Annotated in this window: 28 protein-coding genes; 16 read left to right on the top strand and 12 right to left on the bottom strand. The window is 26.8% G+C overall.

The features are described from left to right. Window positions 1–2,343: an ATP-dependent DNA helicase gene (locus D2846_RS03315; protein ID WP_117275805.1), complete on the bottom strand. Its 2,343-nt coding sequence runs from the start codon at window positions 2,341–2,343 to the stop codon at window positions 1–3. Window positions 2,344–2,611: 268 nt separating this feature from the next. Here D2846_RS03315 and D2846_RS03320 point away from each other — a divergent pair, with 268 nt between their 5' ends. From D2846_RS03320 to rplS, 6 genes are all read left to right on the top strand, one after another. After that, the gene (locus D2846_RS03320; protein ID WP_117275807.1) at window positions 2,612–3,997 is read left to right on the top strand and encodes a DnaA ATPase domain-containing protein; all 1,386 of its coding nucleotides are present in this window, start codon (window positions 2,612–2,614) and stop codon (window positions 3,995–3,997) included. Window positions 3,998–4,138: 141 nt separating this feature from the next. After that, window positions 4,139–5,263 carry a DNA polymerase III subunit beta gene (locus D2846_RS03325; protein WP_117275809.1) on the top strand — a complete coding sequence of 375 codons (1,125 nt, stop codon included), beginning with the start codon at window positions 4,139–4,141 and terminating at the stop codon, window positions 5,261–5,263. After that, window positions 5,263–5,469 carry an RNA-binding S4 domain-containing protein gene (locus tag D2846_RS03330; protein ID WP_197712770.1) on the top strand — a complete coding sequence of 69 codons (207 nt, stop codon included), beginning with the start codon at window positions 5,263–5,265 and terminating at the stop codon, window positions 5,467–5,469. The genes D2846_RS03325 and D2846_RS03330 overlap by 1 nt, the downstream gene beginning before the upstream one ends. Before the next feature lie 126 nt (window positions 5,470–5,595). Further along, complete coding sequence (rpsP, locus tag D2846_RS03335; protein WP_117275813.1) at window positions 5,596–5,823, top strand: 30S ribosomal protein S16; 228 nt, start codon at window positions 5,596–5,598, stop codon at window positions 5,821–5,823. An 11-nt stretch (window positions 5,824–5,834) separates the two neighbouring features. Further along, window positions 5,835–6,518, top strand: coding sequence for a tRNA (guanosine(37)-N1)-methyltransferase TrmD (trmD, locus tag D2846_RS03340; protein ID WP_117275815.1), 684 nt, complete (start codon window positions 5,835–5,837; stop codon window positions 6,516–6,518). Next, complete coding sequence (gene rplS, locus D2846_RS03345) at window positions 6,508–6,858, top strand: 50S ribosomal protein L19 (protein ID WP_117275817.1); 351 nt, start codon at window positions 6,508–6,510, stop codon at window positions 6,856–6,858. Before trmD ends, rplS begins: the two co-directional genes overlap by 11 nt. 37 nt (window positions 6,859–6,895) lie before the next feature. Here the strand turns inward: rplS and ligA are convergent, their stop codons facing one another. The 5 genes from ligA to D2846_RS03370 form a co-directional block, all read right to left on the bottom strand. After that, complete coding sequence (ligA, locus tag D2846_RS03350; protein WP_117275819.1) at window positions 6,896–8,881, bottom strand: NAD-dependent DNA ligase LigA; 1,986 nt, start codon at window positions 8,879–8,881, stop codon at window positions 6,896–6,898. A gap of 80 nt (window positions 8,882–8,961) precedes the next feature. Continuing rightward, window positions 8,962–9,897, bottom strand: a complete 936-nt coding sequence (gene tsaD, locus D2846_RS03355; protein WP_117275821.1) for a tRNA (adenosine(37)-N6)-threonylcarbamoyltransferase complex transferase subunit TsaD — start codon at window positions 9,895–9,897, stop codon at window positions 8,962–8,964. Continuing rightward, window positions 9,897–10,454 carry a hypothetical protein gene (locus tag D2846_RS03360; RefSeq protein WP_117275823.1) on the bottom strand — a complete coding sequence of 186 codons (558 nt, stop codon included), beginning with the start codon at window positions 10,452–10,454 and terminating at the stop codon, window positions 9,897–9,899. The genes tsaD and D2846_RS03360 overlap by 1 nt, the downstream gene beginning before the upstream one ends. After that, window positions 10,454–10,846, bottom strand: coding sequence for a tRNA (adenosine(37)-N6)-threonylcarbamoyltransferase complex ATPase subunit type 1 TsaE (gene tsaE, locus D2846_RS03365; protein ID WP_117275825.1), 393 nt, complete (start codon window positions 10,844–10,846; stop codon window positions 10,454–10,456). The genes D2846_RS03360 and tsaE overlap by 1 nt, the downstream gene beginning before the upstream one ends. A gap of 1 nt (window position 10,847) precedes the next feature. Continuing rightward, window positions 10,848–11,705, bottom strand: a complete 858-nt coding sequence (locus D2846_RS03370; RefSeq protein WP_117275827.1) for a DegV family protein — start codon at window positions 11,703–11,705, stop codon at window positions 10,848–10,850. Between the two features lie 39 nt (window positions 11,706–11,744). Between D2846_RS03370 and tapR the strand changes: the two genes are divergently transcribed. Together tapR and tyrS are read left to right on the top strand one after the other, a co-directional pair. Next, window positions 11,745–12,317 (top strand): TyrS-associated PheT N-terminal domain-related protein TapR, encoded by a 573-nt coding sequence (tapR, locus tag D2846_RS03375; RefSeq protein ID WP_117275829.1) that lies wholly within the window; start codon window positions 11,745–11,747, stop codon window positions 12,315–12,317. A 2-nt stretch (window positions 12,318–12,319) separates the two neighbouring features. Further along, window positions 12,320–13,561, top strand: a complete 1,242-nt coding sequence (gene tyrS / locus D2846_RS03380; protein ID WP_117275831.1) for a tyrosine--tRNA ligase — start codon at window positions 12,320–12,322, stop codon at window positions 13,559–13,561. A 13-nt stretch (window positions 13,562–13,574) separates the two neighbouring features. On the opposite strand, the gene D2846_RS03385 is transcribed toward tyrS, so the two are convergent. The 4 genes from D2846_RS03385 to def are packed head-to-tail and all read right to left on the bottom strand — an operon-like array spanning window position 13,575 to window position 16,802. Then, window positions 13,575–14,150, bottom strand: a complete 576-nt coding sequence (locus D2846_RS03385) for a DJ-1/PfpI family protein (RefSeq protein ID WP_117275833.1) — start codon at window positions 14,148–14,150, stop codon at window positions 13,575–13,577. Next, window positions 14,150–15,055, bottom strand: a complete 906-nt coding sequence (locus D2846_RS03390; RefSeq protein WP_117275834.1) for an MSC_0882 family membrane protein — start codon at window positions 15,053–15,055, stop codon at window positions 14,150–14,152. Before D2846_RS03390 ends, D2846_RS03385 begins: the two co-directional genes overlap by 1 nt. A gap of 2 nt (window positions 15,056–15,057) precedes the next feature. Continuing rightward, complete coding sequence (locus D2846_RS03395) at window positions 15,058–16,230, bottom strand: hypothetical protein (protein ID WP_117275835.1); 1,173 nt, start codon at window positions 16,228–16,230, stop codon at window positions 15,058–15,060. Between the two features lie 8 nt (window positions 16,231–16,238). Then, window positions 16,239–16,802 (bottom strand): peptide deformylase, encoded by a 564-nt coding sequence (def, locus tag D2846_RS03400; protein WP_117275836.1) that lies wholly within the window; start codon window positions 16,800–16,802, stop codon window positions 16,239–16,241. A 54-nt stretch (window positions 16,803–16,856) separates the two neighbouring features. On the opposite strand from def, the gene plsY reads away from it, so the two are divergent. The 3 genes from plsY to frr all read left to right on the top strand — a co-directional run bounded on the left by plsY (window position 16,857) and on the right by frr (window position 18,974). Beyond that, window positions 16,857–17,585 carry a glycerol-3-phosphate 1-O-acyltransferase PlsY gene (gene plsY / locus D2846_RS03405; RefSeq protein WP_117275837.1) on the top strand — a complete coding sequence of 243 codons (729 nt, stop codon included), beginning with the start codon at window positions 16,857–16,859 and terminating at the stop codon, window positions 17,583–17,585. A 118-nt stretch (window positions 17,586–17,703) separates the two neighbouring features. Beyond that, on the top strand, window positions 17,704–18,423 hold the full coding sequence (gene pyrH / locus D2846_RS03410; protein WP_117275838.1) for a UMP kinase: 720 nt from the start codon (window positions 17,704–17,706) through the stop codon (window positions 18,421–18,423). Further along, a complete protein-coding gene (gene frr, locus D2846_RS03415) occupies window positions 18,423–18,974 on the top strand; it encodes a ribosome recycling factor (RefSeq protein ID WP_117275840.1) in 552 nt (183 codons plus the stop codon). Before pyrH ends, frr begins: the two co-directional genes overlap by 1 nt. 34 nt (window positions 18,975–19,008) lie before the next feature. Here the strand turns inward: frr and msrA are convergent, their stop codons facing one another. Further along, window positions 19,009–19,518, bottom strand: coding sequence for a peptide-methionine (S)-S-oxide reductase MsrA (gene msrA, locus D2846_RS03420; protein WP_117275842.1), 510 nt, complete (start codon window positions 19,516–19,518; stop codon window positions 19,009–19,011). Window positions 19,519–19,569: 51 nt separating this feature from the next. Continuing rightward, the gene (locus D2846_RS03425; RefSeq protein ID WP_117275844.1) at window positions 19,570–20,244 is read right to left on the bottom strand and encodes a PQ-loop domain-containing transporter; all 675 of its coding nucleotides are present in this window, start codon (window positions 20,242–20,244) and stop codon (window positions 19,570–19,572) included. A gap of 102 nt (window positions 20,245–20,346) precedes the next feature. Here D2846_RS03425 and mnmE point away from each other — a divergent pair, with 102 nt between their 5' ends. The 5 genes from mnmE to D2846_RS03450 all read left to right on the top strand — a co-directional run bounded on the left by mnmE (window position 20,347) and on the right by D2846_RS03450 (window position 25,897). Then, window positions 20,347–21,699, top strand: a complete 1,353-nt coding sequence (mnmE, locus tag D2846_RS03430; RefSeq protein WP_117275846.1) for a tRNA uridine-5-carboxymethylaminomethyl(34) synthesis GTPase MnmE — start codon at window positions 20,347–20,349, stop codon at window positions 21,697–21,699. 1 nt (window position 21,700) lies between these two features. After that, entirely contained in the window at window positions 21,701–22,504 is an 804-nt protein-coding gene (locus tag D2846_RS03435; RefSeq protein WP_117275848.1) for a TatD family hydrolase, read from the top strand. Continuing rightward, complete coding sequence (gene rsmA / locus D2846_RS03440) at window positions 22,504–23,283, top strand: 16S rRNA (adenine(1518)-N(6)/adenine(1519)-N(6))-dimethyltransferase RsmA (protein WP_197712771.1); 780 nt, start codon at window positions 22,504–22,506, stop codon at window positions 23,281–23,283. Before D2846_RS03435 ends, rsmA begins: the two co-directional genes overlap by 1 nt. A 143-nt stretch (window positions 23,284–23,426) precedes the next feature. Beyond that, complete coding sequence (eno, locus tag D2846_RS03445; protein ID WP_117275852.1) at window positions 23,427–24,788, top strand: phosphopyruvate hydratase; 1,362 nt, start codon at window positions 23,427–23,429, stop codon at window positions 24,786–24,788. A gap of 89 nt (window positions 24,789–24,877) precedes the next feature. Next, window positions 24,878–25,897: a phosphatidate cytidylyltransferase gene (locus tag D2846_RS03450; RefSeq protein WP_117275854.1), complete on the top strand. Its 1,020-nt coding sequence runs from the start codon at window positions 24,878–24,880 to the stop codon at window positions 25,895–25,897.

A 25,897-nucleotide genomic window follows, 5' to 3' on the forward strand; every position in this document is an offset into this window, starting at 1 on the left:
TTACTCCTTTAACATGAACTCTAAATTAGTAATAATTTTTTTTGTGCTTAAGAACTCTTTTAGGAAAATTTTTGAGTATATTTCTTCAAATTTTGAAAAAATTACTAATTTTTTAATTGCTCTTGAAGCTGCAGTATAAACAAGTTTTCTACTCAACATCCTTGAATGATCTGGATGAACAACAAAAATAGCACATTCTATTTCACTACCTTGGAATTTATGGACAGTGACTGCATAAGCAAGTTTAATTTCTGTTTTAAATTCATCTTTTTTGTATGAAATTATTTTTGAACTACCTAAGCTTTCAAATCTAACATCAATAACTTCTTTTTCTTTGTTATCTTCAATTACGGTTTTTATTTTTTCGATATACCCTATATCACCGTTAGCAATCCCTTGTTCGTGTCTATTTACCAATTGAATTACTTTGTCATTCACTCTAAATGAATATTCTTGTTCATTTATTTTATATTTGAATACTTCTTGACCATTTGGATTATACGCGTTTTGGATTGTTTTGTTAATTTTATCAATTCCGTAGTTTCCTCTATATATTGGACAAAGTATTATTGCGTTTTCAATTCCATAAATCTTTACTTTTTCTAAAAATAAATTAGCAATATCTTCCTGGAAATTGTTATAAATTAACATTTCAATATTTTTTTGTTTCAAAGAGTTTGCATATGTATCAGCAAATTTTGGGTATATTTTGTCTTTGAATTCATTAAGCTCAAATGATAAATCTTTAATATTTTTGTTTTTTAAATATTCAAAAACTTTTTTATTATGTTCTTCATTTTCAAAGTTACCTAAGTCATTAATTAAATGAATGTATTCTATAATTTCCGAACTCTCTGATCTAAAGTTTTCTGTTAAATACTCAACTGCAAACACGTTTGACTTAATGAGGTTATGTAATAAGTCACCTGGGCCTATAGCTGGTAATTGGTCAACATCACCTACAAAAATAATTTTCTGAAGATTGCTACAATTTTTAAGTAATAAATAAAAAATATTAATATTGACCATACTAAATTCATCAATTATTAAAAATTTTAACTTTTCAAATTCTTCAGGATCTTTTAATACAACTTCATATTCTGTCGGTATATTTAGAAAACTATGTATTGTTCTAGCGAAAAATTTATTTTTAACTGTTAAGTTGGATGCAGCTCTACCTGTTGGTGTTAAAACAATAAAATCATCTCCGTACTTATATCCATTTTCTTTAAATGTGTCATGCATGTGTTTTATTAAATTACTTTTACCTGTTCCTGGACCGCCGGTTACAATTGTTATATTATTTCTTAAAAATAAATGATATGCATTCCTTTGTTTGTCTGAAAGATACTTTAATTCACTACTTGGTATCGAGTTTAAAATGATCGGATCTTTTGAATTGATATCTTTTAAAGTTAAAGCGATGTCATTCTCTTTTAAAAACATTTCTTTTCTACAAATATAATTATTTTCATTGATTAATTCTTCTTTTTTAACCATATAGTTTAAGAAGTCTTTTAATATATTTGTTTTAACTTCATAACTTAATTCACGTTCAAGAGCCATTAATAATTCTGTTACGTAAATATAAGTTGAGTTGTTTTCTTCTAACTTAATAAATGTTACATATAAAAATGCTTCAAGTCTTTCAAATGATTCTTTGCTTCAACCGAGTGCTAACGCAAAAGTATCAACATCTTTTAATGGTAATTTATTAAGTAAAAACAATTTATATGGGTTATTTGATTTAAAGTGACTAGTATAATCTTTTAATGATGGATATAATTTAGTAATTTCATTATAAATGTTCTGGATTTTATTCAATTCAAAAAAGAATAAGTCTTCATCAATTAAATCATCTTCACCAATTAACGCTAAAATTTTTTCTTCATTTTCTTTATAGGTCTTATAAATATTTTCTTTTTGTGTGTGATTTAAAAAAACCGCGTAATCATTATCCATTAGTTTTCCAACATGAACATCATGAAAGAACCCCTTGAATGTAAAGGTTTTGTTAATTTTATCTATCGCAGCAAAACCGACCTTGGGAACTTCCTTTAGATATCGGAATAATTCCATTTCTCTATCGATCTCTTTTGGTTTTGAGTAATAGTTAACTAAAATATATGTTTTTTGAGATGATTGTCTTGTTGATTTAGTGACAATGAAGTTATAATCTGCGAATAAATTAGGTATGTTTTTTACAGCATAAATAATCTTTTTTTCTTTTTTATCTGTTTCAACCATTAACAAAGCTCACCCTTGTTCATTGTTACCTTTCAGTGTTTTTATCGCTCTACCAACAATGAGTTCTTCACCCTCTTTTAGTACTAAATTTTCCATAATATTTATTATTATAAATTAAAAATTTAATTATCTTCTAAATAAAATTTTAATTGAGTTATTCACAACTTTATCCACAAGCAAATTACATAGTTATCCACAAGGTTATTAAATTTTTTTGTTACTTGTGAATAAACATATAAAAAGTACTAGAATATAGGGTTGAAAGTTGTTAATAAATTGTTAATAAATATGTATTTATTGTGAATAAATAACAAGTTAATGATTTGTTTAAATATAACTAGAAAATATGGGTTAAAATTATATTATGAATAATGATACAAACAAAATAGTTAACAATCAATTAAAATCAAGTGAACTTAAAAAATATTTCATGACTGTTATAACTGATAATATGATTTATCAAAACTTTTTTAAAGATGTTCAAGTTGTTGATTACACTCAAAATGAAGTTATATTATCTTTTATGTGATATAGTGAAGAAAACGCAATGATTTATAACAACTTATTCAAAGAAACATTAGTTCAAGGAATATCTGATGTTTTTGGAAAAGATTTTAAATATAGAATTATAACAACAGAAGAAGCTAATTCATATAACAAATCACAAACACAAGTTGCTGATAAAATAATTAAGCAAAATAAAGTATTTTTTAATAATAAGTATTCTGAAAATTTAACATTTGATACATATTTAGTTAGTGATTTTAATAAAGAAACCACAAATATTTGCAGGGATATAGCTGAAGGTAAAACTGATCTTAATATTTTATTTATTTCAGGGGCTTCAGGGATTGGTAAAACACATTTATTAACTGCTATAGGTAATAGATTTGAAGAGTTAGGCAAGAAATCCATATATATTAATCCAATTATATTTAATAAAAAGATTTTAGTTGCTTTACAAGAAAATAACCCAGGGTTTATTTCTAAAATATTAAACACTTTAACCTCTGCTGATATTGTTTTGTTTGATGATTTTCAAATTTTTGGAGATGGTCAGAAAAAACAAACCAAGAATTTTATATATCAAATTATTGATGCTAGAATGCAAAGCAACAAACCTACAGTTATATCTTCTGAATCTGATATTAGGGATATTGAAGCTAATTTTGAGGAAAGATTAATTACAAGGATTCAATCTGGATTTTTAACAAAAATAAAAAACCCTAACGAAACAGAGTACAAAGATTTATTGGAATTTTTACTAGAGAAAAACGATGTGGATCCCAACATTGTTGATGATGAATCAAAAGAATTTTTAGTGAAAGAATTCTCTAATTCAATTAGAACAATTTTGGGTGTTGTTCAAAAAGTTAAGTATTATAAAGAAGACTTAGTCAACGCAACATATGCATATAGTGTTGTTAAAAATATATTTAAAGATCAGTTTTCGTTACCGACTAATGCAACTCCAGATTTAATTATTAAAAAAGTTTCTTCTTGCTATAAGGTAAGTACAAGAGAAATCATTGGTAAAACTAGAAAAAAAGAAATCGTTATAGCAAGACATATTTGCATCATATTGATGGATAACTTATTAAACATGTCCTCAACTGAAATTGGTAAAGTTTTAAACAAAGATCACACCACAGTTTTAAATGCCCTTAAAAAATCAAAAAACGAAGGGTCTGATTCATCAATTAAATTAGCTATAAACCAAATAAAACGAGAGATACGCACAAGTAAATAACATTTATTTAATAAGATAATTAAGATGTGAATTATTAAGAAAAGTTAAAAATTAATGTAAATTTGTTTAAAAAATTAACTTTTTAAAAGTTACTCACATTATTAACACCTATTAACATTATTAATATTTAGGAGGATTTTTATGAAATTTACAATTTCAAAAAACTTAATAGAAAGTACTATTGAATTTCTTTCATCTTTTGTTGATAACATTGATTCTTTTTTACCGTTTAGAGGTATTTATATTGAAATAGATAACAACGAAGTAACATTCATTGGTGGTAGTTCTAGCATAGCTGCAAAGAAAACAATTAAAATAGATGAAAAAAATATTAAATTAGATCAAACAGGAAGAATTTTAATAAATACACAAATTCTTAAGAATTTAATTAAAAAATTTGAAAAAGAAATTACTTTTATTAAAAATGACAGAACATTAGAAGTATTCGAAAATAAAACAAAATACACATTAACTTTATTAGATGAAACAAAATATCCTCATTTTAATTTTTCTGTTTCAGACACAAAAGTTAAAATCAAATCAAAAGATTTTTCAGAGGCTTTAAACAATGCTTACATCTCTTCTAATTTAGGACAAGATAAAAACCTTAGTTTAACAACTAATCCTGTTACTAAATTTATCAATCTTAAATCTGAAGATAAATTGTTAAGATTCACATCAACTGATACATTTAGATTGTCTACACATGTTATTGATATCGAAACTGACTTAAATATTGATGTAAATATTGATAATAAAAACTTTAAAAAACTATACAATAAAGAAATGCCTGAATTTATCGACTTATTTTTTGGAAGTAACAGAATTGGTATTTCTTACCACGAGACAGTTATTTTTACTCATACATCAAACATTAAATATATTGATATTTCAAAACTTTTAGAATTCGATAAAAAAAGATTTATTAAAATTAAAAAAGATGAATTATCAAAAGTTATTAATAAAACAGTTTTTGCGGTAGCTGATAAAGTTAAAAGACTTGAACTTTCAATATCAGAAAAAGAGATAAAAGCAACATTTGAAGTTCCTGAAATAGGGGTATCTGAATTTATGACAACTGACTTCGAATACACTGGATTATCATTCGAAATGGATATAAACTGAATCTTTTTAAAAGATGCGATTAGTGCTTTTAATTCAGAATTTATTTACCTATATATTAATGATGAAGGAAATAAAATTTACATTTTAGAAGACGATAACACCAATAACATTCAATTATTAACACCTATTAGGAAGTATTAATGGTAATTAAAATCAACACAGAATCTATCAAAATTTCTCAATTATTAAAATTGGCAAGAATAACAGATACAGGCGGAGCAGCAAAATATTTCCTTCAAGAAAATGAAGTTATGTTGAATGGTAAAAGAATTGAATCAAAAAGTACAAAAATAAGACAAAACGATATTGTATGAATTAACAATGAAACAGTTTTAGAAGTAGAATAATGGGGTTATACTTCATTATTTTTTTAATTTTATTTTTCATAAAACAATTTTAATGTATAATAACTTTGTATTTGAATAGTGTCAAGCAAAAGTGCTTGACAGAAAAAATAAAAATAAGGAGAACATATGGTAAAAATTAGATTAAAAAGAATGGGGAGCAAATTCAGACCAGTTTACAAAATTGTTGCTGCTGATGCGAGAGCTCCACGTGATGGAAAATTCATCGAAGCTTTAGGACACTACAACCCTAACTCAAAAGAACTTGTTTTAAATAGAGAATTAGTTGATAAATGACTTTCACAAGGTGCAAAACCTACTGATACTGTTGCTAATTTATTAAAAAAACAAAAATAAGCTTTTAATATATGAAAATTAATTTCTTAACTATATTTCCAAATTATATAGAACCATTAAAAAATGAAAGTGTTATCAAAAAAGCAATTGATAAAAAAATCATTGATATAAATGTTGTTGATTTCAGAGAATTTTCAAAAAGTAAACACAGAAAAGTTGATGATGAGATATATGGTGGTGGCCATGGTCTATTACTTCAAATAGAACCAATTGACTTAGCTCTTGATAGTTTGGTTGACAGAGGTGGATATAAGGTATTAGTATCTCCTCAAGGCAAGAGATTTGACCAACAAAAAGCTAATGAACTTTCCAAACTTAAGCAAATCACTTTTATATGTGGTAGATATGAAGGGTTTGATGAAAGGATTGTTGAATTAGTGGATGAAGAAATATCAATTGGAGATTTTGTTCTTACTGGCGGCGAATTACCTGCTATGGCAATGGCTGATAGTGTAATAAGATTAGTTGATGGTGTGATAAAAGTAGAGTCACACGAAAATGATTCATTTCAAAATCAAGGATTATTAGACTACCCACAATATACAAGGCCGCGTGAATACAAGGGAATGAGAGTGCCTGAAGTATTATTTAATGGAAATCACAAAGAAATTGATGAATGAAAGAAAAAAGCTCAATGAGAAAAAACATTGAAGAATCGTCCAGATATAATTGAAAGGATAAAAAATGAGAAATAGATTATTAGAATTAGTAGAAAAACCACAATTACGTACAGATTTACCTGAATTTAATACAGGTGATAATGTTAAAGTTCACGTTCGTATTCGTGAAGGTGAAAAAGAACGTATTCAGGTTTTTGAAGGTTTAGTTATCTCTAAAAAAGAATCAGGAACAAGAGAAAGTTTTACAGTTAGAAAAATTTCTTATGGTGTTGGAGTTGAAAGAACATTCCCAGTTAACTCACCATTAATCGCACATATCGAAGTAACTCGTTCAAACAAAGTTCGTAGAAAAAGATTATTCTACATGAGAGACCGTAAAGGTAAAAGTGCACGTCTTAAAGAAATTAAAAAATAATAATGTTTTCCAATATAAAAAGCATAAACAATTAAGTTTATGCTTTTTTAATTAATTCATTAACTAGTTCGTTAAATTCTGTTTCGCTAATAACTTTAACACCTAGTTTAACAGCGCTAACCATTTTAGAAGTATTGGATACATTATTGTTTGTTATTAAATAATTTACATTTTTAGATACACTTGAAGCAAGTTTACCGCCATACATTTTAATAAGTTCTTCATACTGACTTCTTGGTTTTTCTAACTTACCAGTAATAACAAAAGTTAAATTATTCAAGACTTGTACTTCATTATTATTTAATTTTTCTTCATATTCAAATATTTCATCGAGCTTTAATAAATCATCTTTATTATTAGCTAAATACAATTTAATTTCACTAAGAATAGATTCACCAATTGTATTAATATTAAGAAGATCATCAAGGTTTAAATTGAGTAACTCTTTAAATGAATTAACATAATCAGAAATTATTTCAGCCACTCTTAAACCTACATGTTTAATACCAACAGCGTATAAAACATTAAGGAATTTTGTTTTTCTAGATTCTTCAATTGAAATAAGGATTTTATTAATTCTTGCATCCTTAAATCCCTCTAATTCAAGTATTTGATCTTTAAATTTATTTAAGTTATAAATTGAAGCAAAATCACTTAACATTCCTTGTTGATAAAATAACGCAATATTTTTTTCAGCTAGTGTTTCAATATTAAGGGCTTTTTTGCTAGCAAAGTGAATGAGTTTTCTAATACGTTTTTCATTACATGATTCATTTAAACAAAATTGGTCCACTAGGTTATCGATATTTTCAAGTTTACTTTCGCAACTAGGACAATTAAGAATTTTGTGATAATAATCATCAGAATTCTTTGTTTTTAATCCAGTAATTTTAGGGATGATTTCACCAGACTTAATTAAAGTGATTTCATCTCCAATATTAATGTTTAAATCTTTAATAAACTCAGCATTATGCAATGTAGCTCTTTGTACAATTGTTTGAGCTAATTCTACTGGTTCAATTTCTCCAATATAACTTATTTTACCTGTTCTTCCGACTGTTGGAATAATGTTTTTAATAATAGAACTTGCTTCTTCTGTTTCAAACTTAAAAGCAATAGCATATTTAGGAAATTTAGCTGTGAAACCAAAATTCTTTTGTTGTTCAAATGAATTAACCTTGATAACGAATCCATCACATTCAAAATTGTAAGAATCTTTATCAAATTTTTCAATTTTATTTCAAATTTGTTCGAAATCAAAAGCTTCTTGAATATATGTGTTGATTGGAAAACCAAGTTTATTTAACATTTTAATAGCTTCGGTTTGTTTCTTTATTCCGTTTTCTAATGGATCAACAACATCGTAAATAATTGCTGAAAGATTTCTTTCCTTAATATTTTTGTTATCAAGTTGTTGAATTGATCCCGAAGCAGCGTTTCTAGGATTGGCAAAAGGTTTTTCGCCATTTTTTAAACGACTTTCATTGATCTTTTTAAATTCTGATTTAGGTAAGTAAATTTCACCTCTTACTTCAAGATTACCTTCAAAATCAATAACTTTAGGTATATCATTAATTTCTTTAATATTATTAGTTACATCGTTACCGATTAATCCTGTACCTCTAGTAACTGCTCTTACTAATATTCCGTCTTGATAATGCAATGAAATAGAAGCACCATCAATTTTTGGTTCTAAACTAAAACTTACATCCTTACCAACTTTAGCCACACAATCATTATAGAATTTATTTACATCACCTTGAGAATAAGCTTTAGCAAGAGAAAGCATAGGTTTTTTATGAGTGTATTCATTGAATTCTTTAACAATATTTCCACCAACTTTTTTGGTTGGAGAATCGTTTAATACTAAATCAGGAAATTGTTGTTCTAGAATCTCTAGTTTTCTTAATTCAACATCATAAACATTATCGCTAACTGAAGGTTCTGAAAGTACATAATATTCATGATTTCACTTATTGATTTTGTTTGTTAATTCTTTGATTTTTTCTTTTATATTATTCATAATTATCCCTAAATAAATGTTTATTTATAATTAGATTTTACTCCATTTTAATGAATTTAAAAATCACTATTAAGTGATTTTTATTTATTTTTCTTAATTAAATTTAAGTACGCTGTTTGTGCTATCATTGCACCATTATCGGTTGTGTATTTAAAATCTGGTATTATTGTGTTATTATGCAATTTGATAAATTCTTCTCTTAATTTTTTATTAGCACTAACACCACCACCTAAAACTAATGTTTCAACATCATATTCTTCGAGTGCTGACTTAGTTTTTTCTATTAAGTATTCAACAGCAACTTTTTGGAAAGAAGCAGCAATTTGCTCTTTGTTTATTTCTAAATCTTTCATTTTAGATTGATTTATTAAGTTTAGAATTTGTGTTTTTAAACCACTAAAAGAAAAGTCATATTTTCCTTGAGTGTGAGGTTTAGTAAATTTTAAATATTCACCATGATAATTTGAATAAATTTTATCAATTATAGGTCCGCCCGGAAAACCTAATTCAAGTTTGTTTGATACTTTATCATAAGCTTCTCCAACTGCATCATCAAGTGTTTCACCTATAATTTCAATTTGATCAACATCTTTTGCATAAAGCAATTGAGTATGACCTCCGGAAACTAATAAACATAAAGCAGGAAAAGTAATTTTGTTTGTTAAAGTTGAAGATAAAAAGTGACCTTCAAGGTGGTTGATAGGAATTAAGGGTTTGTTCAATGCTACAGATAATGCGTTTGCAAATAATTCACCAATTTGAAGAGACCCTATTAAGCCGGGTTCCTTTGTATATGCGATGTAGTTGATTTTTGATAAATCATATTTTTTTAATATAAGTTCTTGAATGATTGAGATGTTTTTGACATGTTCTCTTGAAGCAAGTTCAGGAATAGTTCCACCAAATTCTTTAAAAATATCTATTTGTGAATAAGTTCACATATCTAAAACTTTTTCATCTTCTAATATAGCGATAGATGTATCATCGTGAGAAGTTTCAATACCTAAAATAAGCATTATTTACCCCCTATTTGAGGTTTTTTAATATAAAAAGGTTGAATATTGATTAAATTATTTTCTTTCTTAAATATATTTTTAGTTTTAAAAAAGTTTTTAATAAGTTTTTCAAAATCATATTCTATTAATTCATTTTCTTTATCAATAACTTGAACTTTATTTAAATAATCACCTTTAGTAAAATCTGTGTAGCTTAAATGATAAACCTTTGAACCTTGAGCATCCAAATAAAAATCATTAGAATCATTTTTGATAATATTAACTAACTCAAAAGTGTTAGTGGTATAAAACTCTTGGTTCTGTAACATCGCTATTGTTCTTAAATAAATAAGAGAAGATCTTACACCTGTAAAATATCCGGGTCCTAAATTTGTATAAAAACCATTAATATCTATTGTTTTGATATTGTTCTTTTCTAAAATATTTTTAAATTCTGAAATTATTAAATCAACTTTCTTTTTATGTTTTCTAATTAAGGTGTAATCAATTATATTAAAATCATGATCAAATAAGATAAGAAGAAAATCACTGCTTGAGGTGTCTAAAAATATATTCATTAATTAACCTCGATTCTATATGAGTGTGTATTATCCTTATTTAATTCACAATTAATTACTATAACATTCTTAAAAGTTAAGTTATGTAAATTAGCTCATTCAATTGCTATTATATTATCATCAAAATAATCTTCGAATTCTTCAATATCACCTTTATAGTTATATAAATCAATGTGAACTAAACCATCATATGTTTTCATGTAATTAAAAGAAGGAGAAGTTATGTTTTGTTTTATACCAATTTTTTTTGCTAATTCTTTAACAAAAGTAGTTTTACCCGCACCAAGGTCACCAATTAAATAAATGATTTTATGTTTTTTAATTTCATCAAATCATTCATCAAGAATTAGGTTTAATTCTTTTGTGGATTTTAGATTGTATGTTTTACTCATGTTATTTAGTGTACTTTTCTAAAAGTTTTCTTAAATTTTTACCTTTTATAATAACGATAGCATCAGGGCCAGTGTGAACAGAAATGATGTTAGGAATAGGTAAAATGTATGGTGTTAATTTATATTTAGATTCTAAATATAAAACAATAGTTTTGGTATCTTCGTTATGTTCACCTAAAATAACTACTTCATCATTATTTTGTTTTGATTCAAACTTTTCATCAATAACATTTTGAACTGATTTTAAGAAAACTCTACCCTTACCTTGTTTTTCAAGTGAACCATTTTCGAATCTTATTAACGGAACAATTTGTAAAAGTTTTGCAATTGTGGCTGCACCTTTTGAAAGCCTTCCTCCTTTTACAAGGTAATCGTTGTATTTGGGTAATAATGTAATATCTAATTCGTCGTTATTTCAAACCGATGTGTTTTTAAATGCTTTATCAAAACCAAACGTTTCTAGTTCACTCAAAAACTTTTCAAGTCTAAATAAAATAGTTTGAGCAACATCAACTGATTCAACAACATATACATTATTAAATTCTCGAGCAAGCACGCTTAAAGTATTATATTGGCTTGATAATTTAGTTGATAAAGGGAATACTACAACCTTTTTGTATTCCTTAGATAACTCTTCAATTAATGCTTTAGATTGACCTAAAGGTGTTGCAGATGTTTTAAATGTTTTGGTATTTAAATTAAAGTGTTTGAAAAAAGTTTGTGTATTAATGTCTACACCATCATTATATAGGATACCATCCAATTCAATTTGGAGTGGAAGATAGAATAAATTAAGTGATTCTGCTTGTCTTTTATCAAGACCACATGCTGAATCAACAACAATAGCTAGTTCTTTCATAATTTTAATTATATAATAAAATTTGCTATAATTTAGAACATGATTATAGTTAATAATATAAGTAATTTTTACAAAAATTCATCAATTATTTTTGTTAATTCAGAAGTAAAAAGTGAAAGACAAATTACTATGAATGACTTAGTTTTTTTTGTAAATTCTAAGAATGAAGTTCATAGTATTAATATTCAAAATAATGATAAATATGGAATCAAAAACAAAAAGTATTATATTGAGGATTTAAACAACTTAAGTGAAGTTTTAAAAGTTATTAAAGAAAACAATTTAGTTGTTAATGATTCAAAAAAGTTTGTTTATAAAAAAATCACAAAAAGAAGAGAACATCCTGAATCAAACAAATTATTTATTATAACTTTATTTGATGGTGAGAAAGAAGTTGAAATTGTTACTAATACATTAGATTCATTAGAAGGTAAAGTTATTGTTGTTGCAAATTTAGGAGCAACAACTTTCGATGGTACAGAGATCCTAAAAGGAAAAGTAATGGGTGTTGAAAGTCCTGGTATGGTTGTAAGCTATAAAACTCTTGGATTAGAAAATGAAGGACTGATATTTGGTTCAGAAGATGAAATTGGTAAGGAATTTATTTTTTAGTTATGGAAATTATTAAAGATTTAACTCAAAGAGGAATTTTAAAAGATGTAACTAATCTTGAGAAATTTCAAAATATAGACAAAGATGCGAAAATTTATTCTGGATTTGATCCAACAGCGATCAGTTTACACCTTGGTAACTATATTCAAATTTTAACTTTATTAAGACTTAAGAAAGCAGGTATTAAAACACTTGCGATTGTTGGTGGTGCTACAGGAACAATTGGAGATCCGACATTTAGATCAACAGAAAGAATTCAATTAAGCAATGATGAAGTAAATAAGAATAAAATGAACATTATTAAGCAATTAGAAAGTTTTGGTATTGAAGTTTTTGATAACCTCAAATTTTATGAAAACATGAATATTTTAGACTTCTTAAGAGAAGTTGGTTCTTCAATCAATGTGGCTTATATGCTGAACAAAGATTCAATTGCAAAGAGATTAGAAAATGGTTTAAGCTTTACAGAGTTTAGTTACACAATAATTCAAGGTTGAGACTTTTATGAGTTATATAAAAACCACAATGTTCATGGTCAATTTGGTGGATCAGATCAATGAGGGAATATAACAAGCGGACTTGAAATTATTTCTAAAAAAGTATCACAAGATCATAAGGCATTTGCTTTTACAACTAATTTATTAACAGATCAAAATGGGAACAAGTTTGGTAAATCAACAGGCGGCGGAAATCTTTGACTAGACAAAAACTTAACAAAACCTTATGATATGTATCAATTCCTATTAAATCAACCTGATGCTGAAATTGAAAAATTATTAAATTGATTAACTTTCTTATCTTATGACGAAATTAAAAAGATCATGAAAGATCATGAAAATGATCCTAAGTTAAGAATTGCTCAAAAAGCATTAGGATATGAAGTTATTAAAGATATTCATGGTGAAAGTGAAGCAAATAAAGCAAGATCAATTAGTAAATTATTATTTGATAAAAATATTGATTTAGATTCAATGAAAATTGAAGAAATTGAAGCAATTGATAATGAAATTAAAACTCTTGAATTAAGTGGTGATTTAAATTTAGTCGAGGAATTAATTTCAAATAAAGTTATTAAATCAAAAAGAGAAGCAAGAGAGTTTATAGAAAAAGGTTCACTAAAATTAAATTTTGAACCAATTTCTGAAGATCAAAAAGTTAATTCAAAATATTTCGAAAACAAGTATGCGTTATTACATGTTGGTAAGAAAAATGTTTATATAATAAAAATCAAAACTAATAAATAGTTTTGATTTTTTCTTATAAAATTATTTCTTTTGCCTCAGGCTTACCTGCAAAAATTTTGTATGTGCTTAATGCAATTTTATAACCAAAAATTTCAATTAAAGCTATAAATGCAAGTTTGGCAGAAGAATATGGTGAGTTACCTGTATAAAGTTTATTCTTAGAAATAGAGACCAAATTATCTTGTCAATTTGAATTTCTAAAATCTATACTTCAATCTGTTGGATACCCTGAAAATTCTTCGTTTGTGATAATGCTTTTTTCACTTAAAACATTTGGAGCATCGCAAACAGCAATAATTTTATTTTGTTCTTTTTTGTAAAAGTCTTTAATAATATTTAATGATTTATCATTTTTTCTAAGTGCTTGTGCACCTGAACCACCTGGGATAAAAATTAAATCATAATCATCAATATTTACTTCATTCAAAATATTATCAACAAAAGCAAATCCATCAGAACCTTTAGCGACTTTTAAAGTAGGATTGTAAAAATCAATTTTGTTAAATTGTTTTGATGTTTTGAATATTGTTAATGGTGTAACTAATTCGACATCTTTAAAATTATTTTCAATAATAACTAATAAATTCATTATGCTTTTCTTCTAATAAATTTTTTGTAAATTAAGAATAAGATTAAAACTAATGGAATTAACACAACAATAACAAAGATAATAATATATGTTTTAATTCATGCTTTGTTTTCTGCTCTTCTTCTTTCCTCAACAAGTTTTTTAACTGCAATAGCGTTTTCACCTGTACCGAAGTTTGCTTGAATATCTTGAATTCTTTTTTTATCATATAAGATAACTAAAACATAAAGAGCAATAACACCGAGAATCACACATAAATCAATAATTAATAATAAATTAACGTTTCCAAATGCTGTTTTAAATCACTTACTAAAATCAATTAAGAAGTGAACATTAAATCCATTTGAGGTTGTATTACCATCAAAGTTTGAACCAATTTCTCAAATTTGATCTTTTAACGCTAAAATAATAATATTGAATAAACCAAAGTATGTTAAGAAGAAAACTAACCCTCAAGTCAATCTTAATCCTTTTAATACTAATGCTTGATAAATATCAACAAACATCGAGCTAGATGAAGCATCTGCTTGTAAATAATTTGTTCTAAAATTATTTCTAACCTTACTTCATCCAGATACTTTAATTAGGCTTTTTGTCATAAACATGAAACTAATAAGTAATGGAAATGCTAATAAAATGTAATATGTAACAATACCATTTGATTTTTCATTAATGAAATATCATAAAAAGTTTGTTAACATACCTATAATTGAACCTAAAACAATTAGTCCTCAAAAGATTGCTGAAATAACTCTAACATTTCTTTCTTTTCTAATAATTGTGTATGTTTGTGGATTCAACTGTTTTTGTGGATCTGTATAAAGTTTTCTTTCGTTGTTGTTTTGCAGGTTGACTTGTGCGGTTTTTAATTCTAATCCTTCATTAGGTCTTTTTGGTCTAAACATAATTAGTTTCCACCTTCAGAATTATTTTCGCTATTGATTCTTGCTAATTCTCTTTCTTTTAAGAAATTAATTAATGATTCAACTGTTTTTTGAATATCAACTTTACTGTGAATACTTTCATCACTTACTAATTTATCAAGTATTTTTGTTAATGATTTAATTGTTTGATTATTTAAGTTTTGAGTAGCACCTTGTAATAATTTGATTTTATCATCAAGATCTGGTTCAGCAAGTTTTGCTTCTCTATATAATTCAGCAATTTCTTCGCTGATGAACTGTGAAAGCAATTCTCTTTTTCTTTCTGTTGTTGTTTGAGGTAAGTTGTATTCTGCATACCTAGGATCTTTAACAGCTTCTGCATTAATTCTAACTTGAGCCTTATCCACGATATCTTTAATACTTTCGTTAAAGTTGTTTTCTTTTGCTTTTTCTTTGATGAATGGAACAATAACATCAAATACTCTTTTATCATTTAGTAATGTAGAAATATCTGAAAGTAATAAATCCACTTTCTTTTTGTCTTCTGCCGAAAGACTTGAATATTTTGTTGTTAATAATCTTGAGTTTGAAGCATTTTTTAATAAGTTATCAATACTTTTTACTGAGGTTAATAATCCAGATCATGATTCACCATAACCTGTTGTCATTACTTCGACTCCAACTTTTGTAATCTTTTTAAAGCTATTATCAGCTTTTGATGAAACTGTTAAAATATCTGCAAATAATAATGCACCAGGAATTGTAACAATGGCATTTGTTGCTCCAAAAATTACTCTTCTGATTAATTTTAATTTACCAAATGATCTTTTAATTTTAAATTTTGGTATTGAGTGTAATATTGTAACAATAATAAAGAAGATAGCTCTAATAACTCAGTAAGAAATTAAAGCAATAACAGTTACCACAAATGGTATAGTTCCTACTGTTCCTCTGACATTACTATCATCACTATTTTGGATTGTTTTTGAAATAATTGTATATGAAATAGCACTTATGATAATAGTTAATACAATAGCAACAATTTTAAAAATTGTTCATTTTGATCTAAATACAAAACCAACAATAAATGAAATAGCTAGTAAAGCAACAAATAAAATTGGCACTCAAATATAGCTTCCACTACTTTTTAATGAATTAACAAGATTAATTCAAAATTCTGAAATCTGATTTGTCATTTTTCCCCTTATAAGTAAGTAGAATCCTTTTTCTTTCCTCAAGGATTCTTTTGGTTAATTCTATCTATAAACAGTTTACCGTTTAAATGATCGAGTTCATGTTGAAAAACAATTGCTAAGTAACCTGTAACTTCGTATCTTAAGAATTTCTTTTCGTTGTAACTATAAGCATCAACAATAACTCTTTTGCTTCTATGAATGTACCCCTCTTGATTTGGTAAAGATTCAGGAACACTTAAACAACCCTCACCTTCACTCAATGCAACTTGTGTCTTACTTGCAAAAACAACTTCTGGATTAAATAAAACATCTTTAAAAATTACATTGTTTTTGTCGTCTTGTAAGAAAACATAAAATACATTTTTTAAAATACCATATTGAACTGCGGCCACTCCAACACCTGGTCTAAATTCAGTGCCTTCTGTTTGAGAGTCATCGATATGATAAATCATCTTTTCGGCTAATTCAATATCTTCTTTCCCTAACGGAATAGGAACATTATGAGATTTTTCTCTTAAAACTTTATTCGGTAATTCTGTTATCTTAATATTAAATTTTTTTTCTCTTTTCATAATATCTAATTTAATTATATAATATTTTATATTTATTATAAATAAGGAGAGAAGATGGACATTTTTCTTACTATAATACTTAATTTAGGGTTCTTTTTAGTGGGTTATTTATTTGGTTCTTTAAATACTTCAATCTTATTTGGAAAAATTACCAAAAAACCAGACTTAAGAGAACATCATTCAAAGAATGCTGGAGCAACAAATTCATTAAGAGTTTATGGCGTAAATTCAGCAGTGATTATTCTACTTTTAGATGTACTAAAAACTATTTTAATTGTTTTATTATGCCGTTTGATTATGAAGGCAATTAATTCATCAATTACACCAGAATTTATTAGCAAATCAAAAAATGTAAGTCTTATACAAAGTAAATTATTCTTAATACCATTATTAGGTGGAATCGGAGTAATTATTGGAAACATTTACCCTGTGTTTTATAAATTTAAAGGTGGTAAAGGTGTTGCTACTTCAATCGGTTTATTAATATCGATTAACATTACTCTTTTACCTATTGCTGCAGTGTTTTTCTTTGGATTTATGTTCTGAAAAAAATATGTTTCATTAGCAAGTATTTCAACTGCATTTTTAATGATTTTCTTTGTAGGTATTCCTTGAATGAGTGAAGGAGTTCTGGGGTGAATGACAGGAATTGAAAAAGGATACTTTTGAATAGCTTTAATCATCTTTGTCATAGATGCATCATTAATTATTTTTGCACATAGAGAAAACATTAAAAGACTTTTAAATAAGTCAGAAAGAAAATTTATCACATCTAAAAAATAGGCTATAAACCTATTTTTTTATACTTTTAAGCCTACTATTTATCTTTTTTGTGTTTTTCTTATGATGTGATAAATTTAATATAAAATATTATTAGATATTATTAGATTGGATTAACTATATGATTAAATACAAAAGAATATTAATTAAACTTTCAGGTGAAGGTTTTGCTAATAAAGAAAAACATCTTGCTATTGATAATGAATTAGTTAAAAAGATAGCTTTACAATTAAAAGAAATAGTAAATAGAGGTATAGAAGTATCTATTGTTATTGGTGGAGGTAACTTCTGAAGAGGTGCTTCAGCTGAGAAAAACGGAATACCAAGAAACAGAGCTGACTACATCGGTATGTTAGCAACAATTATGAATGGATTAGCTTTAAGAAGTGGTTTTGAACTTGTGGGACTTAAATCTAGAGTTCAAAGTTCTTTATCACTTGATCCTAAAATCGCAGAAAACTATGTTAATGAAAAAACACTTAAATACTTACAAGATGGTGAAGTAGTTATCTTTGTTGGTGGAACAGGAAGACCTTTCTTTACAACAGATACTGCTTCTACACTTTATGCCTCAGAAATTGGTGCAGAAGTAATTTTAATGGGTAAAAATGGAACGGACGGAGTTTATGATTCTGATCCTAAAAAGAACCCTAACGCAAAACGTTATGACAAAATTACTTATGATGAAATCCTTGAGAAAAAACTTCAAGTTATGGACTTAACAGCCACAAGTATGGCAAGAGATAACAATATCAATTTAATAATCTTTAACCTTCTAGAAGAAAACTCAATTATCAAAGCATTAGAAGGTTCTATTAAACACACAGAGGTAATTAAATAATGGAATTAGATTTATATTTATTAGATTTACATGATAAAAGTGAAAAATCAATAAACCACTTCAAATTTGAAATGTCTAAAATTTCAACAGGACGTGCTAACCCTCAATTAATCAAAGGGATTAAAGTTGTTTACTATGATGCCCCTACATCATTAGAAGAATTAGCAAACATCACTGTACCTGAACCTCAACAATTATTAATCAAACCATATGATGTTACATCGGTTAAAGAAATTGCTAAAGCATTAGATAAAGCTAACTTAGGAATTCAACCAGTTGATGAAGGTAATCAAATTAGATTAACTTTTCCTACTCTTACAACAGATAGAAGAAAAGAAATGATCAAAAATTTAGGTAAATTATCTGAAGCTGCTAAAGTTGGTGTAAGAAATGCTAGACAAGATGTTAACAAAGCAATTAAAAACGATGAAGAACTTTCAGAAGATGAACAAAAAGTTTACTTAGATAAAATCCAAAAAGAAGTAGACAACTTAATAGAAAATATTTCTTCTTTAACAAAAGAAAAAGAAGATGAATTAATGAATAAATAAAAAATAAAATCCTTGAGACTTTAACTTAAGGATTTTATTTTTTATCTTCTTTTAAATATTTTTCGGGTATTGAATAAAGATTAATATGACAGTATCCATTAGGATTTTTGTCAAGATATTTTTGATGATACTCTTCAACTCTTGTTTGATCTGAAACTGGCAAGAATTCTAAATAATTTTCTTTTCCTTCATTTTTAATAAATTCTTCATTAAGAGCTTTATATTTATTTAATAATTCTTGATCATTAGAATAAATACCCACACGGTACTGAACTCCTTTGTCATTACCTTGTTTGTTTAATGAGTAAGGGTCAACAATATTTAAATAAAGGTTTCAAATTGTTTCTTCAGAAATTAACATATCATCATAAACTACTTTAACAGCTTCTGCATGGCTAGATGCTTGACATACTTCTTGATATGAAACACCCTCAAAACCACCGTTAATGTAATATGATGAAGCGTCTTCTACACCTTTAAGTCTTGAAAAATAAGCTTCAACACCTCAAAAACAACCGCCTGCTATAAATACTTCTTTTTTCATAATAACTCCTAAAATTCAACTAATAAAATATGCTTTTTAAAGCATATTTTATTATTTTTTGTATTTGATTGTGAATATCATTTGTGCTGTAAATACTGATAATGATACAAGTTGTCAAATAAGACCACCGATGAATGCTGGGATTGCTCCAAAGTATACGATTTGTAAAATTCATCAAATAATTCAAACTGAATTGTTTATGATGTAAATTGCAAACATACCAAGTGAAATTCCACCTCATTGTTTTGTTTTGATTGATTGAATGAATTGCGGAATAAATGCTAATGTAGTGAATGCAGGGAAAATGAATCCCATTGTTGTTTCTGCATTTTGTGATCAGTGAATTTTTTGAATATTTCCAGAAGCATATAAGTATATATGTCCTAGAATAAATCCTAAACCAATAAAGAGAACAACAACAACTGCGATTTGCCCCATAGTTTTAGTTTTTCTTTTAAATTCTTTTTTAAACTCATACATTAAGAATAACATGAGTGATTCTAAAACTAAAGTTATACCATTAGCAGCAATAACATTGTGGAATTTATTTAAACTTAATGAACTTCAAATAACTCATAATAAAATCCCTATATGGAATATTCAAAATGAAATAAAACTAATTTCTCCTGTTTTTCTGTCTTTTATTGTTTTGAAAAGTTGTGGAATACTTAAACAAGCAACTAAAATTGCACCTAAGTACCCAAATATAGTAATTGCATTTTGCATAAAAAAAATTTTACCACATTTTATAGAAAAAATTATTTTTAAAACTTTAGAGCAATTTCTACATATTTGACTAACTTATAAATAAATATATAATTTAATATTATGAATGATACAATTGCAGCAATAAGTTCTGGTTCAAGAACTAATCAACCCATTTCAATAATAAGATTAGCGGGTCATGATTCACTTGAAATTTTTAAGAATATTTATAAAGGTAAAATAGGTTCAGACCATAATATAACTTATGGTCACATTTATGATAAAGACATCCTTATTGATGAAGTTTTAGTTATGTGATTCTTAGGTAAGGATGTAAACGATAAAAAAGTTTTCAATAATTATGTTGGTGAGCCTATTATCGAGATAAATTGTCATGGTGGGATTGTTGTGACAAATAAAATTCTTGAACTTTTATTAGAACATGGCGCTAGGTTAGCAGAACCAGGAGAATTCACTAGAAGAGCTTTCTTAAACGGAAAAATGGATTTAATTAAAGCAGAAGCTGTTCATGACTTGATTATGTCAAAAACATTGACACAAGCTCAGGCTAGTGTTAATAGATTCAAAGGAAAAACATCTACTCTATTAGATAAGTTTTCAGATCAAATAGCATTATTAATAGGTATTGCAGAAGTTAATATTGATTATCCTGAATATGAAGATATTGAAAAATTGACAAATAAAAATATGATTGAAAAACTTACCGATTTAGAAAAAGATTTAAAAAATATTGTTAAAGTTTCGGAAGATAGCAGATATATTTTTGAAGGTGTAAGAGTTTCAATTTTAGGAAAACCAAATGTTGGAAAAAGCAGTATTTTAAATACACTTTTATCTGAAGAAAAAGCAATTGTAACAGATATTGCTGGAACAACTAGAGATTTAGTTGAAGCATCATATCAGATTAATGGTATTTTATTTAAATTAGTAGATACAGCAGGAATAAGAAAAACCGATGATAAAATTGAAAAAATAGGTATAGATAAATCATTACAACAAATTGAATTATCAGACTTAATTATTCATGTTGTAGATCCGACACAAGAAAACGATTTATATGATGAATTAATTGAAAATGAAACAAAACGTTTAGGTAAGTTTTACTTAAAAGTTCAAAATAAAAATGACTTAGTTAGAAATAATAACAATTCTTTAATATCAATTTCTGCACTAAAAAATGATATTAAAGAACTTGAAGATGCATTAGTTAAAAACTTTGAAAACATCGATATTATGGATGAAAAGATTTTTTCAAATACAAGACAACTTTCATTAATTAAATCAGCATTAAAATCACTACAAGATGCAAGACAATCATTAGTTGACGATCAGACTTTTGATGTGATTATTATTGATTTATATAATGCATGAGATTCATTACAAAACATTAAAGGGAATGCAAACAGAGAAGACTTACTTGATGTAATGTTCAAAAACTTCTGTTTAGGTAAATAATATGGGAAAGAAAAGAAATATGTTTGTCGACGCACATTGCCATGTGTCGACAAGAGCTTATCAAGAACTTCATATTGAAGAAATTGTTTTAGCATCAGAATACAATAATATTGAGTTTTTCATTAATAATGGTGGACATCCAGAAGAAAATGTTGAAGTAATTGAGTTAGCTAAAAAATACAATGTTTTTAAGGCTTGTATAGGAATACATCCTGAAGCAGGTAAAGATGGTGATGATTACAAACAAGTTGAAGAATTATTGTTAAAAAATAAAGACAACATTATTGGGATTGGTGAAATTGGATTAGATTATTATTATGAAGATGCTCCAACAAGAGAAAATCAAATTGCTAGTTTTGAAAATCAAATAAAACTTGCACAAAAATATGATTTACCAATTGTAATTCATATTCGTGACAAAGTTGATGAATATCAAGCATACCAAGATGTTTATGATATTTTAAGCAAATACAAAAATATTAAAGTTATGTTACATACATTTGCTGGAAATGTAGAGTGAGCAAAAAAATTCCTAGAATTCCCTAATTTATTATTTTCATTTAGCGGGGTAGTAACATTTGGCTCATCAAGTGTTACAAGAGAAGTAATTGAGTTTTTACCATTAGAAAGAATTCTCACAGAAACAGATGCGCCATTTTTAAGAGTTCACCCATACACTGGACAAAAAAACGAACCAAATACTGTTTTATATGTTTCTTACTATATTGCGGGTCTAAAAAAAGTAGGACTTGATAAATTTGTAGATAAAATTAACAAAAATTTAAGGAAGTTATTTAATTTATAATGAGTAAAAAAGAAGTTTTTGCAAAAAAGAAATTTGGTCAAAATTTCTTACATGATAAAAATATAATTAATAAAATAGTTTCATTAATTGATATACATAACAAAAATGTTGTTGAAATCGGACCTGGTAGAGGTGCTTTAACAAAAGAAATTGTTAAAAAAGTTAAAAATTTAACTGCATTTGAAATTGACCCAGATATGGTCAAAATTTTAAATGAAGAAATTAAGGATGATAATTTTAAATTACACCTTGAAGACTTTTTAAAAGCAGATTTATCAAATATAAAGGATGCATTAGTTATAGCTAATATTCCTTATTACATTACTAGTGACATTCTCTTTAAAATCTTTGATCATAGAGATAAATTTAGTCACGCGATTTTAATGGTTCAAAAAGAAGTTGCAGAAAGAATTGTTGCAAAATATAGAACTGCTGATTATTCAAAACTAACTGTAAGTTGCCAATTCCTTGCAGATACAAAAATAGAGTTTATTGTACCTTCTAAATGTTTTATACCTGCACCTAAAATTGATTCAGCAATAATTTCATTAAAGTTCAAAGATAACATCTCAAACGATGAATGAGATAAATATAAAGATTTCTTTAAACTATGCTTCAGTAATAGAAGAAAAAAATTATCATTTGCATTAAGAAACAAATATACAAATGAACAAATTAATAAAGCGTACTCCAAAATGAATTTAACTGATAACATAAGAATACAAGAGTTAGAAGTTGAAAAAATTATTCATTTATACAAAAATCTAGAAGAAAATTAACTTTTTGCACACTTAAACAGTGTGTTTTTATTTTGTTTTATTCCTCAATCTACACATAAAACTTTTTAGTTTTTGTGTATAATATGGAAAGTTAGAATATAACTTTTAAATTTATATAAATTAAAATATATTAAGGAGACTAAATGTCAGCAATTAAAAAAATTCATGCACGTGAAGTTTTAGACTCACGTGGTAACCCAACCGTTCAAGTTGAAGTTTACACACAATTAGGCGGATACGGATCAGCGATGGTTCCTTCAGGTGCTTCAACAGGTTCTCGTGAAGCTTTAGAATTAAGAGATAAAGGTTCAAAATACGAAGGTAACTGATTTGGTGGTAAAGGAGTTATGTTAGCTGTTGATCACGTTAACAAGGATATTGCTCCAGCTATCGAAGGGATCGAAGTTACAGAACAACGTAAAATTGACCAAATTATGATCAAATTAGACGGTACACCTACAAAATCAAAATTAGGTGCAAACGCTATTTTGGGAGTTTCATTAGCTGTTGCTCGTGCTGCTGCAAATGAATTAGACTTACCATTATACAAATACTTAGGTGGATTTAACGCTCACCAATTACCAGTTCCAATGTTAAACGTTATTAACGGTGGAGAACACGCATCAAACACAATCGATTTCCAAGAATTTATGATTATGCCTGTTGGTGCAAAATCATTAAGAGAATCATTACAAATGGCTAACTTTGTGTTCCACAACTTAGCTAAATTACTTAAAAAACACGGACACGGTGTACAAGTTGGTGATGAAGGTGGATTTGCTCCGAACTTCAAATCACATGAAGAAGCTTTAGATTTCTTAGTTGAAGCTATTAAAGTTTCAGGATATGTTCCTGCTACATCAGGTGAAAAAGCAGTTGCTATTGCAATGGACTGTGCTTCATCAGAGTTATACAAAGATGGTGTATATACATTTGGTAAATTAAAAGCTGCTATCGAATCAAAACAACCAGGATTCGAACAACTTAAAAATGTTAAATTAACATATACAACAGATGAAATGATTGAATACTTAAAAGGATTAATCAACAAATACCCAATTATCTCAATCGAAGATGGATTTGCAGAAAGTGACTGAGAAGGATTTAAAAAATTCACAAAAGAAGTTGGACACAAAGTTCAAATCGTTGGTGATGACTTAACAGTAACAAACACAGCAATTTTAAAACGTGCTATTGAAGAAAAATCAATGAACTCAATTTTAATTAAAGTTAACCAAATTGGTTTATTAACAGAAACATTTGACGCTATCCAAATGGCTCAAAAAGCAAACATGACAGCAGTAGTTTCACACCGTTCAGGAGAAACAGAAGATACAACAATCGCTGACATCGCTGTTGCTATGAATGCTGGACAAATCAAAACTGGTTCAATGTCTAGAACAGACCGTATTGCAAAATACAACCGTTTATTAGCTATTGAAGAAGAATTATCAGAAGCTGCAGAATTCAAGGGTGTTAAATCATTCTACAACATCAACAAATAATTAATTTTTTAAAAAATATCTGCCACATAGACAGATATTTTTTAAAAAAGCTTTATTGATTAATATTATATTTAATATAATATTAATATATGATTAATTTAGACGACAAAAAGAAACAAATTATTAAGGAAAGAGTAATACCAGCATTAATTATGGCAGTAGTGCTTATTTTTGCTTTATTTATCTTAAGATTTTCATTTTATTGAACATTAGAATGAGAAAGCAAAGGAGCGCTATTTTGAATTTTAAGAGGGATTTCAATTGCAATAATCTTTGTTCTAAGTTTTTGAATATTTTATGAACTGGCACATGCATTTTTACAGCATAAGATACTTTCTTTAATGCAAACATTATTTTTATTATTAACAATAGGATTAGGAACACGTTTTTTCAACAACACATTTTTACTAACAACAAACAACACAAATATTTCATTTTTATATTCAGTTATATTTAGTGATTACATTTACATTATTTTATTATTTGCAAACACTGCTGTTTTTTTTGTTTCAAGAGTCATCTTAATTTGAAAACAAATTAATTGAGCAGCTTTATTAAGAAACACCTTTTATTTTACAGTTTGTGCATTCATTTTATCAAGCACAATTAGAAGTTTTGTTTTCTTAAACACAGTTCAATCAGGATTAAGTTACATTTTATTATTTATTATTGTTTCAGTAGCTCATGATATAGGTGGATTCTTTGGAGGAATGAAACTTGGCCACAAATACTTTAAAAATAAATTAGCTCCATTAATTAGTCCTAAAAAGACATATGAAGGAGCAATTATTGGTTTATTAGCATCAATTTTAGCAAGTTTACTATTTGTTTTAGTTTACTATGGCGCAACTAGATCATGATTCATTACAACTGATTTTATTTCAAAATTAATAGCTAATTCATCAAATACAATTTTAATGATCTTGTTTTTAGTGCTTTCACCTTTATTTGCATTAGTCGGTGATTTATTTTTCTCATTAACAAAAAGAATTTTAGATATCAAAGACTTTTCAAATGTTCTTAAAGGACATGGAGGAATTTTAGACAGAATTGATAGTATTAGTTTTGTATTTGTTCTATTTATAATCTTATCATTAGGAATTAATTAG

The organism is Mycoplasmopsis edwardii (genome assembly GCF_900476105.1).
Classification (GTDB): Bacteria; Bacillota_I; Bacilli_A; order Mycoplasmatales; family Metamycoplasmataceae; genus Mycoplasmopsis; species Mycoplasmopsis edwardii.